This window comes from Rhodococcus artemisiae (assembly GCF_036327795.1).
GTDB classification, from domain to species: domain Bacteria; phylum Actinomycetota; class Actinomycetes; order Mycobacteriales; family Mycobacteriaceae; genus Rhodococcus; species Rhodococcus artemisiae.
Genome location: NZ_JAUTXY010000007.1, coordinates 176,290 through 191,315, shown reverse-complemented (window position 1 = coordinate 191,315; position 15,026 = coordinate 176,290). Strand labels below are relative to the sequence as shown.

Annotated in this window: 12 protein-coding genes; all 12 read left to right on the top strand. The window is 64.0% G+C overall.

Features of this window, described 5'->3' with window-relative positions; translation table 11 throughout:
* The first annotated feature begins 26 nt into the window (after window positions 1-26).
* The 12 genes from Q7514_RS16710 to Q7514_RS16655 all read left to right on the top strand — a co-directional run bounded on the left by Q7514_RS16710 (window position 27) and on the right by Q7514_RS16655 (window position 14,981).
* Window positions 27-1,520: an aldehyde dehydrogenase gene (locus tag Q7514_RS16710; RefSeq protein ID WP_330134406.1), complete on the top strand. Its 1,494-nt coding sequence runs from the start codon at window positions 27-29 to the stop codon at window positions 1,518-1,520.
* Window positions 1,521-1,549: 29 nt separating this feature from the next.
* Entirely contained in the window at window positions 1,550-2,767 is a 1,218-nt protein-coding gene (locus tag Q7514_RS16705; RefSeq protein WP_330134405.1) for a thiolase family protein, read from the top strand.
* A 105-nt stretch (window positions 2,768-2,872) separates the two neighbouring features.
* Window positions 2,873-3,793 carry an alpha/beta fold hydrolase gene (locus tag Q7514_RS16700; protein WP_330134404.1) on the top strand — a complete coding sequence of 307 codons (921 nt, stop codon included), beginning with the start codon at window positions 2,873-2,875 and terminating at the stop codon, window positions 3,791-3,793.
* Window positions 3,794-3,796: 3 nt separating this feature from the next.
* Window positions 3,797-5,743: a 2-oxoacid:acceptor oxidoreductase subunit alpha gene (locus Q7514_RS16695; RefSeq protein WP_330134403.1), complete on the top strand. Its 1,947-nt coding sequence runs from the start codon at window positions 3,797-3,799 to the stop codon at window positions 5,741-5,743.
* Window positions 5,744-5,769: 26 nt separating this feature from the next.
* On the top strand, window positions 5,770-6,858 hold the full coding sequence (locus Q7514_RS16690) for a 2-oxoacid:ferredoxin oxidoreductase subunit beta (protein ID WP_330134402.1): 1,089 nt from the start codon (window positions 5,770-5,772) through the stop codon (window positions 6,856-6,858).
* Window positions 6,859-6,936: 78 nt separating this feature from the next.
* Window positions 6,937-7,521: a flavin reductase family protein gene (locus tag Q7514_RS16685; RefSeq protein ID WP_330134401.1), complete on the top strand. Its 585-nt coding sequence runs from the start codon at window positions 6,937-6,939 to the stop codon at window positions 7,519-7,521.
* A gap of 70 nt (window positions 7,522-7,591) precedes the next feature.
* Window positions 7,592-8,707 carry an acyl-CoA dehydrogenase family protein gene (locus tag Q7514_RS16680; RefSeq protein WP_330134527.1) on the top strand — a complete coding sequence of 372 codons (1,116 nt, stop codon included), beginning with the start codon at window positions 7,592-7,594 and terminating at the stop codon, window positions 8,705-8,707.
* Window positions 8,708-8,723: 16 nt separating this feature from the next.
* Window positions 8,724-9,650, top strand: a complete 927-nt coding sequence (locus Q7514_RS16675) for an LLM class F420-dependent oxidoreductase (protein WP_330134400.1) — start codon at window positions 8,724-8,726, stop codon at window positions 9,648-9,650.
* Between the two features lie 6 nt (window positions 9,651-9,656).
* A complete protein-coding gene (locus tag Q7514_RS16670) occupies window positions 9,657-10,841 on the top strand; it encodes an acyl-CoA dehydrogenase family protein (RefSeq protein ID WP_330134399.1) in 1,185 nt (394 codons plus the stop codon).
* 47 nt (window positions 10,842-10,888) lie between these two features.
* Window positions 10,889-11,968 carry an acyl-CoA dehydrogenase family protein gene (locus Q7514_RS16665; protein ID WP_330134398.1) on the top strand — a complete coding sequence of 360 codons (1,080 nt, stop codon included), beginning with the start codon at window positions 10,889-10,891 and terminating at the stop codon, window positions 11,966-11,968.
* Complete coding sequence (locus Q7514_RS16660; protein WP_330134397.1) at window positions 11,965-14,388, top strand: CaiB/BaiF CoA transferase family protein; 2,424 nt, start codon at window positions 11,965-11,967, stop codon at window positions 14,386-14,388. The genes Q7514_RS16665 and Q7514_RS16660 overlap by 4 nt, the downstream gene beginning before the upstream one ends.
* Entirely contained in the window at window positions 14,385-14,981 is a 597-nt protein-coding gene (locus Q7514_RS16655; RefSeq protein WP_330134396.1) for a PaaI family thioesterase, read from the top strand. The genes Q7514_RS16660 and Q7514_RS16655 overlap by 4 nt, the downstream gene beginning before the upstream one ends.
* Window positions 14,982-15,026: the final 45 nt, after the last annotated feature.

Below are 15,026 nucleotides of genomic sequence, written 5' to 3'. Positions count from 1 at the left end.
ACGATGCGCTAGAAACAGGAGTACACATGAGCAGCAGCGTCGAGACAGACCAGCTCCTCCGATTCGGGCAGCTGATCGGTGGTGTCGAGGTCCCGGCGGTGTCCGGCAAGACGTATCGAAGTCTCGATCCGTATACCGGCACGCCGTGGGCAGAAGTACCGGACGGAAGCAAGGAGGACATCGACCGCGCCGTGGAGGCGGCACGCAACGCACTGAACGGCGAATGGGGCCGCCTCACTGCCACTGCGCGCGGCAAGCTGCTGCGGAATGTCGGCGACATCATCGCTCGCGAGGCCGACAACCTCGCCGAACTCGAGGTGCGCGACGGCGGCAAGCTGATGCGCGAGATGTCGGGCCAGATGAAGGGCCTGCCCGAGTACTACTATTACTACGCGGGATTGGCCGACAAGCTCGAGGGCAGCGTCGTTCCGACCGACAAGTCGAACTTCCTCGTGTACACCACGCACGAACCGGTGGGTGTCGTCGGTGCGATCACACCGTGGAACTCGCCGCTGCTGCTCCTCACCTGGAAGCTGGCCGCGGGCCTCGCTGCCGGGTGCACGTTCGTGATCAAGCCGAGCGACCACACCCCGGCATCGACGCTGGCCTTCGGACGGCTGTTCGACGAAGCGGGATTTCCGCCCGGTGTGGTCAACGTGATCACAGGCTGGGGTCCCGAGACCGGTGCCGCGCTCGCGTCGCACCCGGGTGTCGACAAGATCGCCTTCACCGGATCCACCGGGACCGGGATCAAGGTCGGACAGGCCGCGATCGAGAACATGACCCGATTCACCCTCGAGCTCGGCGGTAAGTCGGCGCAGGTCGTCTTCCCCGACGCGGACCTCGATGCCGCGGCCAACGGTGTGGTTGCGGGGATCTTCGCAGCGACCGGACAGACATGCCTGGCCGGTTCGCGGCTGCTCGTGCACGAGTCCGTAGCCGACGAACTGGTCGCGAAGGTGGTCGACCGTGCATCACGAATCGTGATCGGCGACCCCAAGGACCCGAAGACGGAGATGGGGCCCGTTTCCAACGAACCGCAGTTCCAGAAGGTCCTGTCGCATTTCGAATCCGCTCGCCAGCAGGGTGCCACGATCGCCTACGGCGGCGAGCCCGTCGAGGAGCTGGGCGGATTCTTCGTCAAGCCCACCGTTCTCACGAACGTCACACCCGACATGAGAGCGGTTGCCGAGGAGGTTTTCGGACCCGTGCTCGCGGTGTCCACGTTCACCGAGGAAGACGAGGCGGTCACAGCAGCCAACAGCACCGAGTTCGGGCTCGCGGGCTCCGTGTGGACGAAGGATGTCTACCGTGCGCACCGCGTGGCCGGGCAGCTGCGCGCCGGCACGGTGTGGGTCAACGCCTACCGCGCGGTGTCTCCACACGTCCCCTTCGGCGGTATGGGCGCGAGCGGCATCGGCCGCGAGAACGGCATCGACGCCATCAAGGACTTCGCCGAGACCAAGGCCGTGTGGGTGGAGTTGAGCGGCCAGACGCGCGACCCCTTCACTCTCGGCTGACCGAATACTCCGGAATCGTAAGGAAAAGCATGACCGACAACGGAAAGATCGACGCCGTCATCGTGGCCGGGGCCCGCACCCCGATCGGGACCGCGTTCAAGGGCACCCTCAAAGACACCACCGCGATGGAACTTGCGCAGGTGGTGGTGAATGAGGTCCAGCGGCGCTCGGGTCTGGATGCGTCGCAGATCGACGACATCATCCTCGCCGAGTCCAACTACGGTGGCGGTGACATCGCGCGGCACGCGGCCGTCGTCGCCGGAATGCTGCAGGTACCAGGGCAATCCGTGAATCGGCACTGCGCGGGAAGCCTGACCGCCATCGGCAACGCTGCGGCGGCGATCATCGCGGGCGCCGAGAAAGCCATTATCGCCGGCGGTACCAACTCGTCGTCGACCGCGCCGTGGCAGAAGTTCCGCACCCCGGGCACGGTTGACGAATTCACCGAGAAGTGGATGCCCCCGTCGCACCCGGACACCGCCGAGGCGCCGAACATGGACATGTCCATCACTGTCGGATGGAACACGGCCAAGGAAGTCGGTATCACCCGCGAAGAGATGGATGCGTGGGCCGTTCGCTCGCACCAGCGGGCGATCGCTGCGATCGAAGCGGGTTCCTTCAAGGATGAGATCGTCCCCGTGCAGGCATTGCAGGCGGACGGTAGCCGTGTGGAATTCACCACCGATGAACACCCGCGGCGGGACAGCACCCTCGAGAAGCTCGCGGGCCTGAAGTTGCTCCACCCCGAGATCGAGGGATTCTCCGTGACGGCGGGCAGTGCGAGCGGCATCAATGACGCGGCCGCCGCTGTGGCGATCGTCGGCAGCGAACTCGCCGCGGAACAGGGACTGATTCCCCTTGCGACGGTGCGGGCGTGGGCGGCGTCGGCGGTGGAGCCGGCCAGGACAGGCCTGGCGGTACTCGATGTCATTCCTAAGGTGCTCGGCCGCGCAGACGTGGGAATCGCCGACGTAGCGCTGTGGGAGATCAACGAAGCGTTCGCATCGGTGCCGATCGCGGCCTGCAAGAAGCTCGGCATCGACGAGAACATCGTCAATGTGATGGGTAGCGGATGCAGCCTCGGGCATCCGGTAGCGGCGTCCGGCGCGCGCATGGTCATCTCTCTCGTCCACGAGCTGCGCCGTCGCGGGGGTGGCATCGGTGTCGCGGCGATGTGTGCGGGCGGGGGGCAGGCCGGTGCAGTGGTGATCGAAGTTCCGACAGATTCCCCTGGAAATGAACATTAGTGTCAGATAGAGTGGGCTCAGGCGCCCCGGACGGGTGACGAAATCCTCGGCTGGGGCGCCTGACTACTTGGAGGCTCTAGCGTTTCGGCGAGGAAGGTGCAGCGAATGCAGGTGACACCGAGTCGTACAACGTTCCGCGGTGCGGGAGTCGACCTTGTCGGTGATCTATGGTCCGCCGAGGTGCATGAGGCTCAGGTGCACGGTGTTGTGCTCTTCCTGCACGGCGTGGCGCAGACCAGGCACTCCTGGCGTCGCACGGCCGCGCGACTCGCGCCGGCCGGGTGGGTGGCCTGTACGGTCGATTTGCGCGGCCATGGCGACAGCGAGTGGGCGGCCGACGGAAGTTACGGCGTCTCCGCGCACCTAGCAGATCTTCAAGAGATTGTTCGCACCGTCAGAAATTCCAATCCGGGACTTCCTGTTGCCATCGTCGGGGCCTCACTCGGAGGCAAGGTCGCGCTGATCGGTCTCGGGGAGGACCCTGATCTTGCCGACATCCTCGTCCTGGTCGACATCACCGTCACGGTCGAGATGGGCGGAGGTCGCAGGGTGCGAGAGTTCATGACAAGCGCACCGGTCGGATTCGCGTCCCTCGAAGAAGCCGCCGACGCGGTATCGGCCTACAAGTCTGGGGCGCCGCGAGCGAGGAACGTGGACGGCCTGCGGAAGAACCTGCGCCTACGCGACGGTCGCTGGCACTGGCACTGGGACCCGGCCATGCTCGCCCCGCAGGGCTCGACGGACCCGGACGCGCCTGTCAGTGAGGAGATCCGGCAGCGTGCCTCGGAGGCTGCGCGGAGGATCACTCGCCCTGTACTGCTTGTCCGTGGACAGGCGTCGGATGTCGTGTCCGAGGCCGGCGTCGGTGAGATGCGCGGACTGATACCACATCTGGAGGTGATCGATGTGCGCGAAGCCGGACACATGGTCACCGGAGACGACAACGACATGTTCACCGCCGGTCTCGGCGATTTTTTGACGCGATCCGCGGCACGCCACGGTGATCTTCCGAAGGGAACGGGATAGACAATGAGTTCCGAGACGATAACTCCGGATTCGGAGCAGCTGTCATCCGACGGGGCGACCAAACTCGAGCAGGTGGTCATCCGTATCGCGGGTGATTCCGGCGACGGCATGCAGCTGGCAGGCGACCAATTCACCTCTGAGGCAGCCGCATTCGGTAACGACCTGGCGACTCAGCCGAATTTTCCTGCCGAGATCCGGGCACCTCAGGGGACTCTGCACGGTGTGTCGAGCTTCCAGATCCAGATCGCCGAGTACGACATTCTCACCGCTGGGGATCGGCCGGATGTGCTCGTCGCGATGAACCCTGCCGCGTTGAAGGCGAACATCGCCGATCTTCCTCGCGGCGGCACGCTGATCGTCAATACCGACGATTTCACCAAACGTAACCTGGCGAAGGTGGGATACGACAGCAATCCACTCGAATCCGAGGCCTTCGAGGAGTACCAGATACATGCCATCCCGATGGCAACCTTGACGATCGGTGCGGTCGAACCCGTCGGCATCGGTAAGAAGGACGCCGAACGGTCCAAGAACATGTTCGCCCTCGGTGTTCTGTCCTGGATGTACGGACGTCCGCTGACAGCGATCGAAGCGTTCCTGGAACAGAAGTTCGCGAAGAAGCCGGATATCGCGAAGGCCAACATGCTCGCGCTGAAAGCGGGGTGGAACTACGGCGAGACCACCGAGTCGTTCGCCACCACCTACGAGGTTGCCCCGGCGAAACTCCCCGCCGGAACCTACCGCCAGATCACCGGCAATACTGCACTTTCCTACGGGTTGGTGGCAGCGGGACAGTCTGCAGGAATGGACGTGTTCCTGGGTACCTACCCGATCACTCCCGCGTCGGACATCCTGCACGAGTTGAGCAAGCTGAAGCAGTTCGGAGTGGTGACATTCCAGGCGGAGGACGAGATCGCCGGGATTGGCGCCGCGATCGGCGCATCCTACGGCGGAGCGCTGGGAGTGACCAGCACATCCGGTCCCGGTGTCGCGCTCAAATCCGAGGCGATCGGCCTCGCAGTGATGACCGAACTGCCACTCATCATCGTCGACGTCCAGCGCGGTGGTCCATCCACCGGTCTACCCACCAAGACCGAACAGGCCGACCTGTTACAGGCAATGTTCGGGCGTAACGGTGAGTCCCCGGTCGCGATCGTCGCACCGCAGTCTCCCGCCGATTGCTTCGACGCCGCAGTGGAAGCCGCCCGCATCGCCGTGACCTACCGGACACCGGTGATGTTGTTGTCCGATGGTGCGATCGCCAACGGTTCGGAACCGTGGTCTATCCCCGACGTCGGTTCACTGCCCACGATCGAATCCGACCTTGCTGCTGCGCCGCATGATGCCGATCAGGGAGGCGCGTATCTGCCGTATGCTCGCGATCCCGAGACCCTTGCGCGAGATTGGGCTGTACCCGGGACCGCGGGCCTCGAACACCGCATCGGTGGACTCGAGAAGGCCAACGGTACCGGCGACATTTCCTACACCCACGACAACCACGAGTTGATGACTCGCGTGCGTGACGCACGGATCGCACGCGTCGAGGTGCCGGATCTGGCCGTCGACGATCCGGATGGAGATGCTGACATTCTCGTACTGGGGTGGGGCTCGTCCTTCGGGCCGATCGGTGAAGCTGTGCGGCGAGTGCGGCGCTCTGGGCGCACGATCGCTCGTGCACACCTGCGGCACCTGAACCCGATGCCGGCCAATCTCGGTGAGGTCCTCGGACGATACCGGCGGGTAGTGGTACCGGAGATGAACCTCGGCCAGTTGTCGATGCTGCTGAAGGCACGCTTCGACGTCGACATTCAACCCGTGACCAAGGTGTCAGGAATGGCTTTCCTCGCAGACGAACTGCACGAGGCACTTCTCGAGGAGTTTGCCGGAACCCTAGCGGCCACCGAGGCCGCGAAGACACCCGCTGCCGTTGCCGCTGTCGCCCTCCGTTGACAGCGCGCACCGATTTGGAGAACACCATGACCAGTGTCATCTCGAACGAAACCGATTCGAGTACCCGCGTCGGCGTCGACCTGGGCCTCAGCGCCCTCGCCGACATACCGCGAACCGATGTACCGCAGAAGGCAAAGGACTTCATGTCCTCGCAGGAAGTGCGGTGGTGCCCAGGATGTGGCGACTACGTCATCCTCGCAACGGTCCGCAGCATGCTGCCGCAACTGGGCCTGAAGCGCGAGAACATCGTTTTCGTATCGGGCATCGGCTGCTCGTCGCGGTTCCCGTACTACCTCGAGACCTACGGAGTGCATTCGATCCATGGTCGCGCCCCGACAATCGCGACCGGCCTGTCCGTCACCCGCCCGGACCTGTCGGTGTGGGTCGTCACCGGTGACGGCGACTCGTTGTCCATCGGCGGCAATCACCTCATCCATGCGTTGCGCCGCAACGTGAACATGCGAATCCTGATGTTCAACAACAGGATCTACGGACTGACGAAGGGGCAATACTCGCCGACTTCGGAGATCGGCAAGATCACGAAGTCGACCCCCGTGGGATCCATCGATGCACCGTTCAACACGATGTCGCTGGCGATCGGTGCGGAGGCGACCTTCGTGGGACGTGCACTCGACTCGGACCGTACCGGACTGAGCGAGGTCCTCCTCGCGGCCGCCCAGCACCGTGGCGCGGCATTCGTCGAGATCCTGCAGGACTGCCCCATTTTCAACGACGGATCGTTCGACCTACTCCGCAAGGAGGGCGCTGAGTCGCGACTGATCCACGTGCGGCACGGCGAACCCATCGTGTTCGGTGCCGAAGGCGAACTGTGCGTGGTGCGCAAAGGCTTCGGCTTGAACATCGCTCGGACGAGTGATGTCGAACCGGGTGACATCGTCGTCCACGATGCGCACACGGACGACCCCGAATACGCCTATGCGCTGTCGCGGTTGTCGGACCAGGGCCTCACCTACACCGTGACCGGGATCGTGCGCCAGGCCGTGCGTCCGACCTACGACGACGGTGCCCGCGAGCAGGTGAGCCGAGCCAAGGAAACCACACCAGCAGACCTGCAGCAGGTTCTCCACGGAAACAACACCTGGACCGTCCTCTAGACCAACTGCTTTCGAGATCCACTGCCGCCACCCGGCTGCAGCGCTAGGTCACATCCGATTCGACGAAATGAGAGATCCATGACCCTCGACACCGACGCCGCCAACCGCGCCCTCGCAGGCCTGCGCCCGTTCCCGGTTGCCATCACCACCATCAACGGCGGGATCGCGAACGGGCTGATGTCGCTCTCCGCCGGATCTGCCAGCATCATCCCCGAGGCCCCTCGCGCCACCATCAGCCTCACCAAGTACAACAAGACCCACGACATGGTGCTCGAGTCCGGGATCTTCGTGATGCACATGCTCAGCTCCGAGGAAGACCAGATCGACAAGTCTCTCGAGATCCTCATGACGCTGGGCGGAAGCTCGGGCCGCGACGGAGACAAGATCTCGAAACTGCGTACCAAGACCGGTGTCACCGGCGCGCCCATCCTTCTCGACGCTCACAGCTACGTCGAGGCACGCGTCTCCGCCTCGCTCGACGTGCAGGAGAGCACAATCTTCGTCGGCGACGTGGTCGGCGCCGAAATCCTCAATGACGGTGGACGTCTGCGAATCGGCGACGCATGGGACAAGCTCCCGAAGGAATGGATCGAACAGTACGACGCGAACCATGTCCCTCAGCTCGAGAATGCACGCGCCCGTCGCTTCGGCACGACCGTCTAGAAGGAGTCTCGTGACCACCGTCGAAGACACGTCGATCACAGGTGCTTGGGAACTACCCGAGGAGTTCCGCATGCTGCGGGACACCGTGCGGCGGTTCATGGCGACCGAGGTTCACCCGCTCGAGGCGAGCCTCCCGCACGACGCCGCGGGACTGCCCCGCGAACAGTTGCTGGTGCTTCAGGAGAAGGCCCGCAAGCTCGGCCTGTGGGCCATGCAAACCCCCGTAGAGTACGGCGGTGCAGGCCTGAGCGTTCTGGGGCAGGTCATCGTTGCTGAGGAAGCCGCCAAATGCCGTATGGGAGCGTTTTTTCCGGCTCTCGGAGCCTTCGGCGGCAATCCGCCCAACGTGATGTTCAAGGCGCCGCCCGAACAGTTCGCGAAGTTTGCGCAGCCGATCATCGACGGTACGGCGACCAAGGCCTACACCTCGATCAGTGAGGCATCCGGTGGATCCGATCCCGCCCGCGCCATCCAGCTCAAGGCTGTCCGCGACGGCGACCACTACGTGCTCAACGGAAGTAAGATGTGGACGAGTCACGCCGAGAATGCAGACTGGGGCGTGGTGTACGCACGCACCGGTGAAGGCCGCGGCGGGATCTCGTGTTTCATCGTCGAAAAGGGCACACCCGGGGTCTCGTTCCACCGCATCAACGTCATGGCGTCCTTTGCTCCTTTCGAGGTGCACTTCGACAACGCGCGGATCCCTGTCGGCAATCTGATCGGCGAGGAGGGAAAGGGCTTCGCGCTCGCGAGTGACTTCCTCATCTACGGCCGGATCATGTACGCAGCCGGACCGATCGGTATTGCTCAGGAAGCGCTCGACATGGCATGCCGTTGGGCGAAGGATCGCGACGTGTTCGGCGGCAAGCTGTCCGACAAGCAGGGCATCCAATGGATGCTCGTCGAATGCGAAGTGGAGCTGCGCGCGGCACGGCTGCTGATGTACCAGGCCGCATGGAACGCCGACCTCGGCAAGGACGTCAAGGTCGATGCGTCGGTGTCGAAGATGTACGGAACCGAAGCGGCATTCAAGATCCTCGACCGGTGTATCCAGATCCACGGTGCGCTCGGCCTGTCCGACGAGCTGCCGCTCGAGCGCTGGTACCGCGACCTGCGCGTCAAGCGTCTCGGCGAAGGCGCCACCGAGGTGCAGCGCGTCGTGATCGCCCGCGAGTTGCTGCGCTGACAGGGAGGGGCAAGCCATGCCGCTGAAGTTCAATCTGATGTTCCCGATGCGCGCGGTCAAGCACTATCCGCGGTGGATCGGAGACGGCAGTCTCGGAAAGGTAGCCAAGCTCATCGAGGATGCCGGCTTCGACGGATTCTCGATGAGCGAGCATCCTTATCCGGACAAGGACTGGCTCGCGAACGGGGGGCATCACGCTTTCGATCCCTTCGTATCGCTGAGCATGGCTGCGGAGGCCACTCAACGGATCCGTCTCATCACCTACGTGATGGTCGCCGGCTACCGCAGTCCGTACCTGGGCGCAAAATCGGCGTCGAGCCTTGATGTCCTGTCCGGCGGTCGCCTGACCCTCGGTATGGCCGCCGGGTATCTGAAGTCGGAGTTCGACGCGCTCGGAGCGGACTTCGCGCGACGCGGAAAGCTGCTGGACGAAGCTATCGCAGCAATGCGGGCGACATGGGCAGGCATGGAGCACGAGGGGCCGGAATTCGGTGTGAAGAAACATGTTTCGCTTCCATTACCAACTCAGGAAGGCGGCCCGCCCATCTGGATCGGGGGCAACAGCAAAGCGGCGCAGCGTCGTGCCGTCGAAACCGGGGACGGATGGATGCCGATGGCGCAGAATGCGCGCACGGCCGAAATCACCCGCACCCCGGCCCTCGAGAGTATCGACACGCTTCACTCCCTGATCACCGAGCAGAACAAGCGCCGCGCTGAACTGGGCAAGTCGGACATCGACGTGAGCTTCGTGCCGTTCGAGAAGGATCTGTTGCGCACCGAAGGAACCTCGGCTTTCTGTGCCGCACTGGCACCGCGACTGGACGAGTACGCCGGCTCCGGCGTCACCTGGATCACGATAGAGCCGACCAGCCGCAGCTATGACGAATTCGTGCGCGACATCGAGTTGATGAGTGACACGCTGATCCGCCAGTCCGGGAAATGAGGTCCGATGCACATCGCCTTCACCGACAGCATGCTCACCCTCCGGGACGAACTTCGTGCCTACTTTGCGGGTCTGGTGACCGAAGAAGAACGCTCCAGTAAAGAAATCTTCGGCCGAGATCGTCTGAAGGAGATCTCCGCAACACTCGGCCGCGACGGCTGGCTCGGGATCGGTTGGCCGGTCGAGTACGGCGGCCAAGGCCGTTCCGAACTCGAGCAGTTCGTGTTCTTCGACGAAGCCAAACGCGCCGGCGTACCTATTCCTATGCTCGCGCTGAACACCGTCGGCCCCACACTGATGACATACGGTACCGAGGAACAGAAACAACGCTACTTACCGTCGATACTCAGCGGTGAGATCGATTTCGCGGTCGGGTACACCGAGCCCGGAGCCGGCACGGACCTCGCATCGCTGCAGACCCGGGCCGTGCGCGACGGCGACGACTATGTCATCGATGGCAACAAGATCTTCACGACCGGCGGTGCGGTGTCGGACTACATTTGGCTTGCCGCCCGCACCGACCCTGCCGCACCCAAACACAAGGGCTTGTCGATCTTCATCGTGCCCACAGACAGCCCCGGGTTCGAGGTCACACCGCTTCCCACCATCGCCGAGGACGGCGTACGTGCGACGACATCGACGTACTACACGAACCTGCGGGTACCGGTGGCCAACCGGGTCGGTGCCGAGAACGACGGCTGGCGGCTCATCACGACACAGCTCAACCACGAGCGCGTCGCACTGGCGGCGTCGCGAGGCTGGATCCTCGGCCTCGCCGAGGAAGTCGGGAAGTGGGCCGCTACGGCCGAGTCGCCGGCCGGTGGTCGGTTGATCGACACGCCGTGGGTACGACACACGCTCGCGCGGCTCGACGCGCGGCTCGAGGCGATGAAACTGTTCAACTGGCGCATGGTCGCACTGGCCAACGGTGACGGTGCGCTCACCGCACACGATGCAGCTGTGTCGAAGGTGTACGGCACCGAAATGCTCATCGAGGCCACGGCCGACCTGCTCGAAGTATTGGGGTATCCAGGATCCCTCAGGAACGGCTCTCCTGGCGCAGTGCTACACGGGCGTGTCGAGACGGCGTATCGCGGCGCTGTCGTAGGCACATTCGGTGGCGGTAACAACGACATGCTGCTGGAGATGATCTCGACATCGGCGCTGGGAATGGTGCGCGCGAAGCGGTAAGCACCCCGCGACCGCAGATCGATCACATCGGAAGACGAGGACTGAGCATGGATTTCGATCCCACCGAGGAACAGGTGGCGGTGCGAGAATTGACCGCCACAGTGGTTGCGTCGCGAGATTCGACCTCCCCGAAATGGCCGGACACAGAGCTGTGGTCCGCGCTCGCCGGAGCGAGCTTGCTGGGTATCGCGCTGCCGGAGGACGTGGGCGGCAGTGGCCTGGGGCTCGTCGAATTCGGATGCGTTCTCACCGAATGCGGTCGGGGGCTCGCTCGCGTACCCGTGTTGTATTCCACTGTGGCAGCGCTCGCGATCAACCAATTCGGCTCCGAAGCCCAACGCCGCGCGTGGTTGCCCGGCGTGGTCGACGGCTCGCGGGTGCTGACCGTCGGGATCGACGCTGCCGAGCGGAGCGTCCGTCCTGCTGCGAGCCGCCACGGTGAGGGTTGGACTCTCGACGGTGTGCTGTCGTCCGTCCCATGGGGGGAGCAGGCCGACCGGATCCTCGTCGCTGCGGACACAGCAGGCGGCCCGCTCCTGGTACTTGTCGATCCGCAGGCCGACGGCGTAGAGACGATCGCGCAGGACACCACCAACGGAGAGCCTGCTGCCACGGTCACCCTCACCGGGGTCGCGGTGGCGTCCGACGATGTGGTCGTCGAATCCGAGCCGGACCATGATGCGTTGCAGTGGGTGTGGCAGCGCATTGTCGCAGGATCTTCGGCTCTGTTGCTCGGTGTGTGTGAAGGCGCGCTTCACCTGACCGCGAACTACACCAACGAACGCGAGCAGTTCGGGCGTGTGATTGCTACCTTCCAGGCAGTCAAGCTGCATGCGGGTGCGGCGTTCATCGACACGGAGGCCATCCGGGTGACGACGCTGCAAGCCCTGTGGCGACTCGACCGTGGATTGCCGGCCGAGCGAGAGGTTTCCATCGCGAAGTTCTGGGCGTCGGAGGGCTCTGCCCGCGTCACCGGCACCGCACAGCGACTACACGGCGGAATCGGAGTTGCTCTGGACTATCCAGTACACCGGTACCTCCTGTGGGCCAAGAACACCGAACTCCGACTCGGGTCCGCTCAATGGCACCTGGGTCGACTCGGCGACTTGCTTGGTTCAGCATCGTGAGCGTCGGAGCGCTCGACGGTCTGCGTGTCGTCGAACTCGCCACCGGCGTCGCCGCGCCCTTCGCGGCACGGCTCCTCGCCGATCTGGGAGCCGATGTCGTCAAGGTGGAAGACCCCGAAGGCGATCCTCTGCGGAAGGAAGGTCCATTCGCTCCCACCGACCCGGACCACCTCGATGGCGGCCTGTTCGGATATGTCTCGGCGAACAAACGCGGGATCGTGGTCGACTCGTCCGAGACCGAGCGGATCCGGGATCTCGTCGCAGGCGCCGACATCCTGGTGGAGAACTTCGGACCGGGTGGACTCGAGGTCAGAGGCCTGGATCCCGAACTACTGCGCAAGGACAATCCCGGGCTGGTGATTGCGCGACTGTCGAACTTCGGCCAGGACGGTCCCGACGCGCACCTACCCGCAACAGACCTGACGCTGCAGGCTCGTGCAGGCTGGGTCGCCGCCCGCGGAGAGCACTCGTCGGCACCTACCAAAGTCGGTGGCGCCTACCTGGATTTCATAGCGGGCACCTACTTGGCGGTGGGAATCCTCACCGCGGTCGAGACTGCCCGGAACACCGGCCGCGGAAGCGATGTGGACACCTCGCTGCTCGAATGTGCGCACTCGACCACATCGTTTCCGGTGCTCACCAACGGAGTTCTGGCGAGGATGGGCCGTGGCCCGCACAGCGCCGGACACGTGTTGCTCGGCGTCAAGCCTTGCGCCGACGGATGGGTCGGTATCAATGTTCTCACCGGACAGCAATGGCACGACGTGTGCTTGCTCGTCGGCGCAGAGGAATACGCGGACAGGCAGGACGAGCTGCGTGCCGGTGGTCCGGACCGCGTGGAATTCGAAGCCCGCGTCGATGCGTGGCTCGCCGACCAGCGAGCCGAGGATGTCGTCGACCTGTGTCAGGCCATGCGTATACCCGCGGTCCCGGTCCACAACGGTGAATCCATCGTGCGGAGTGCGCAGTGGACCGAACGAGAGTTCTTTACCCGTGCAGCGTCCCGGAGCGGGGAGTTCCTCCATCCGTCGTTCCCGTGGAGACTGTCCGGTAGCCCGGCCCAGTGGTGTCGCCCCGCGCCTCGATTGGGCGAGCACACCGAGGAGGTGTTCGCCGTGCCATGGCCGCACCGTTCACCGTCGGCCGGCGTACCCGACGGCGATCCTGCACAGCCGTTGGCCGGCCTGAAGGTCCTGGACCTGGGAACGTTCTGGGCGGGTGGCGCGTGTGGCGCGTACCTCGGTGCGATGGGTGCCGATGTCGTCAAGGTGGAATCGTTGCAGCGGCCGGACGGGTTTCGCTTCAATATGTCGGGTCCCTCGCTAGGCCCGCGATGGTTCGAATTCGGCCGCTTCCGTGCGGTCAATCTCAACAAACGATCACTCACTCTCGACCTCAGCCGTGAGGAGGGTCGGGACCTACTGGAGCAGCTCCTCGCCTCCGCGGACATACTGCTGGAGAACTATTCGGCACGTGTCATCGAGACACTCGGTTTCGGCTGGGACCGTGTCCGCGACATCAATCCGGACATGGTGATGGTCCGCATGCCGGGATACGGCCTCGAAGGCCCGTGGCGCGACTACGTCGGGTGGGGCAACGCGTTCGAGCAGGTGTCGGGGCAGTCGTATGTCAGTGGCCCGCCGGACGGGAAACCTCAGACTCCCGGCGGTTATACCGATCCGCTCGTCGCGATGCACGGAGTCGTCGCGACACTCGCTGCACTGGAACATCGTCGTCGGGGTGGTGGCGGACAACTCGTCGAGGTGTGTCAGATCGAGGCCGGAGCAACTGCGTGCCCGGAACCGGTCATTCATCATTCGATGACAGGGGAGATCCGGCAGCGTGTGGGGAATCGCAGCGAATCGGCCGCGCCACAGGGGGTATACCCCGCCGCGGATGGTTGGATTGCGCTGTCGGTACGTGACAATGCGGACTGGACCGCACTCGGTGAGGCACTCGGTCACCCGGACTGGTTCGGGAAACCGGGATTCGCCAGTCCAGAAGATCGTCGTGTCGCGCATGATCGGCTCGACGGACTGTTGGCAGAGAGCACATCGTTGCACGAGGTGGCCTACCTGACGAAAATTCTTTCGAACAATGGCATTCCCGTTGCCAAGGTCGCCAGAGGTAGTGACTACCTGCAGGATTCCCAACTGTCGCACCGGAAGTACTACGAGACCCTCGACCACGACGATGCCGGTTCGGATCGGTACCAAGGATGGCCCATGAGATTCTCCGTCGGACCCGAGCGATCCCACCGCAGCGGTACCCCCACACTCGGACGGCACAACCAAGAGATTCTCGGCGGCGAACTCGGACTCGAGGAGGCGGAACTGGTGGCACTCGAACAGACGGGAATCATCGGAACTGTGCCGACAGGACTGCAACTGTCGGATTCGAGTACGGCGGATAAGCGATGACCGAGCAAGTCGAGGCCCGTGCCGCTGTCAGCAAGGGCGGAATCGAATTCGAGTCTCTGATCGGCGAATTCCGTCGGATGCATGCTGCTCTGTGCGCCGCGGCCCCGGACCGGGAATTGATGGCGGCGCTGCAGCACGAGTTCCGTGATGCAGCGGATCGCCTCGAGTCCACCCGGCAGCAGGTGGAGGACGATCGTGCGTCTCGTCGGATAGGGCTGAGTTCGCGTGGCCATCCCACCCTGGTGCCGTTCGATGTCGACTACCTCGACGAGCGCACCTTCCGCGCTACCGTCGAGTTCAGCGACGTACACCTCGGAGGAAACGGTGCAGTTCACGGCGGCACGATACCGCTGTTGTTCGATGACTTTCTCGGTATATTCGTCAGCAAGAAGGGACAGCCGCACTCGCGCACGGCGTTTCTCAAGGTCAACTATCGCCAGATCACTCCCGTCTACACGCCGCTGGTGGTGGAAGGGACGATTGATCGGATAGAGGGCCGCAAGACATGGCTATCGGGCCGCTTGTACAACGGATCCGACGTGACGGCCGATGCGGAGGCTCTGTTCCTCCGCTTACTTCCGGGGCAGTCATAACCGGTTCTACCGAACGACTTGCGGATTCCGGTCTTCGGAACGCGA

Coding starts and splice junctions, on each gene's coding strand:
- Q7514_RS16710 (WP_330134406.1), top strand. CDS start 27: ATGAGCAGCAGCGTCGAGACAGACCAGCTCCTCCGATTCGGGCAGCTG.
- Q7514_RS16705 (WP_330134405.1), top strand. CDS start 1,550: ATGACCGACAACGGAAAGATCGACGCCGTCATCGTGGCCGGGGCCCGC.
- Q7514_RS16700 (WP_330134404.1), top strand. CDS start 2,873: ATGCAGGTGACACCGAGTCGTACAACGTTCCGCGGTGCGGGAGTCGAC.
- Q7514_RS16695 (WP_330134403.1), top strand. CDS start 3,797: ATGAGTTCCGAGACGATAACTCCGGATTCGGAGCAGCTGTCATCCGAC.
- Q7514_RS16690 (WP_330134402.1), top strand. CDS start 5,770: ATGACCAGTGTCATCTCGAACGAAACCGATTCGAGTACCCGCGTCGGC.
- Q7514_RS16685 (WP_330134401.1), top strand. CDS start 6,937: ATGACCCTCGACACCGACGCCGCCAACCGCGCCCTCGCAGGCCTGCGC.
- Q7514_RS16680 (WP_330134527.1), top strand. CDS start 7,592: ATGCTGCGGGACACCGTGCGGCGGTTCATGGCGACCGAGGTTCACCCG.
- Q7514_RS16675 (WP_330134400.1), top strand. CDS start 8,724: ATGCCGCTGAAGTTCAATCTGATGTTCCCGATGCGCGCGGTCAAGCAC.
- Q7514_RS16670 (WP_330134399.1), top strand. CDS start 9,657: ATGCACATCGCCTTCACCGACAGCATGCTCACCCTCCGGGACGAACTT.
- Q7514_RS16665 (WP_330134398.1), top strand. CDS start 10,889: ATGGATTTCGATCCCACCGAGGAACAGGTGGCGGTGCGAGAATTGACC.
- Q7514_RS16655 (WP_330134396.1), top strand. CDS start 14,385: ATGACCGAGCAAGTCGAGGCCCGTGCCGCTGTCAGCAAGGGCGGAATC.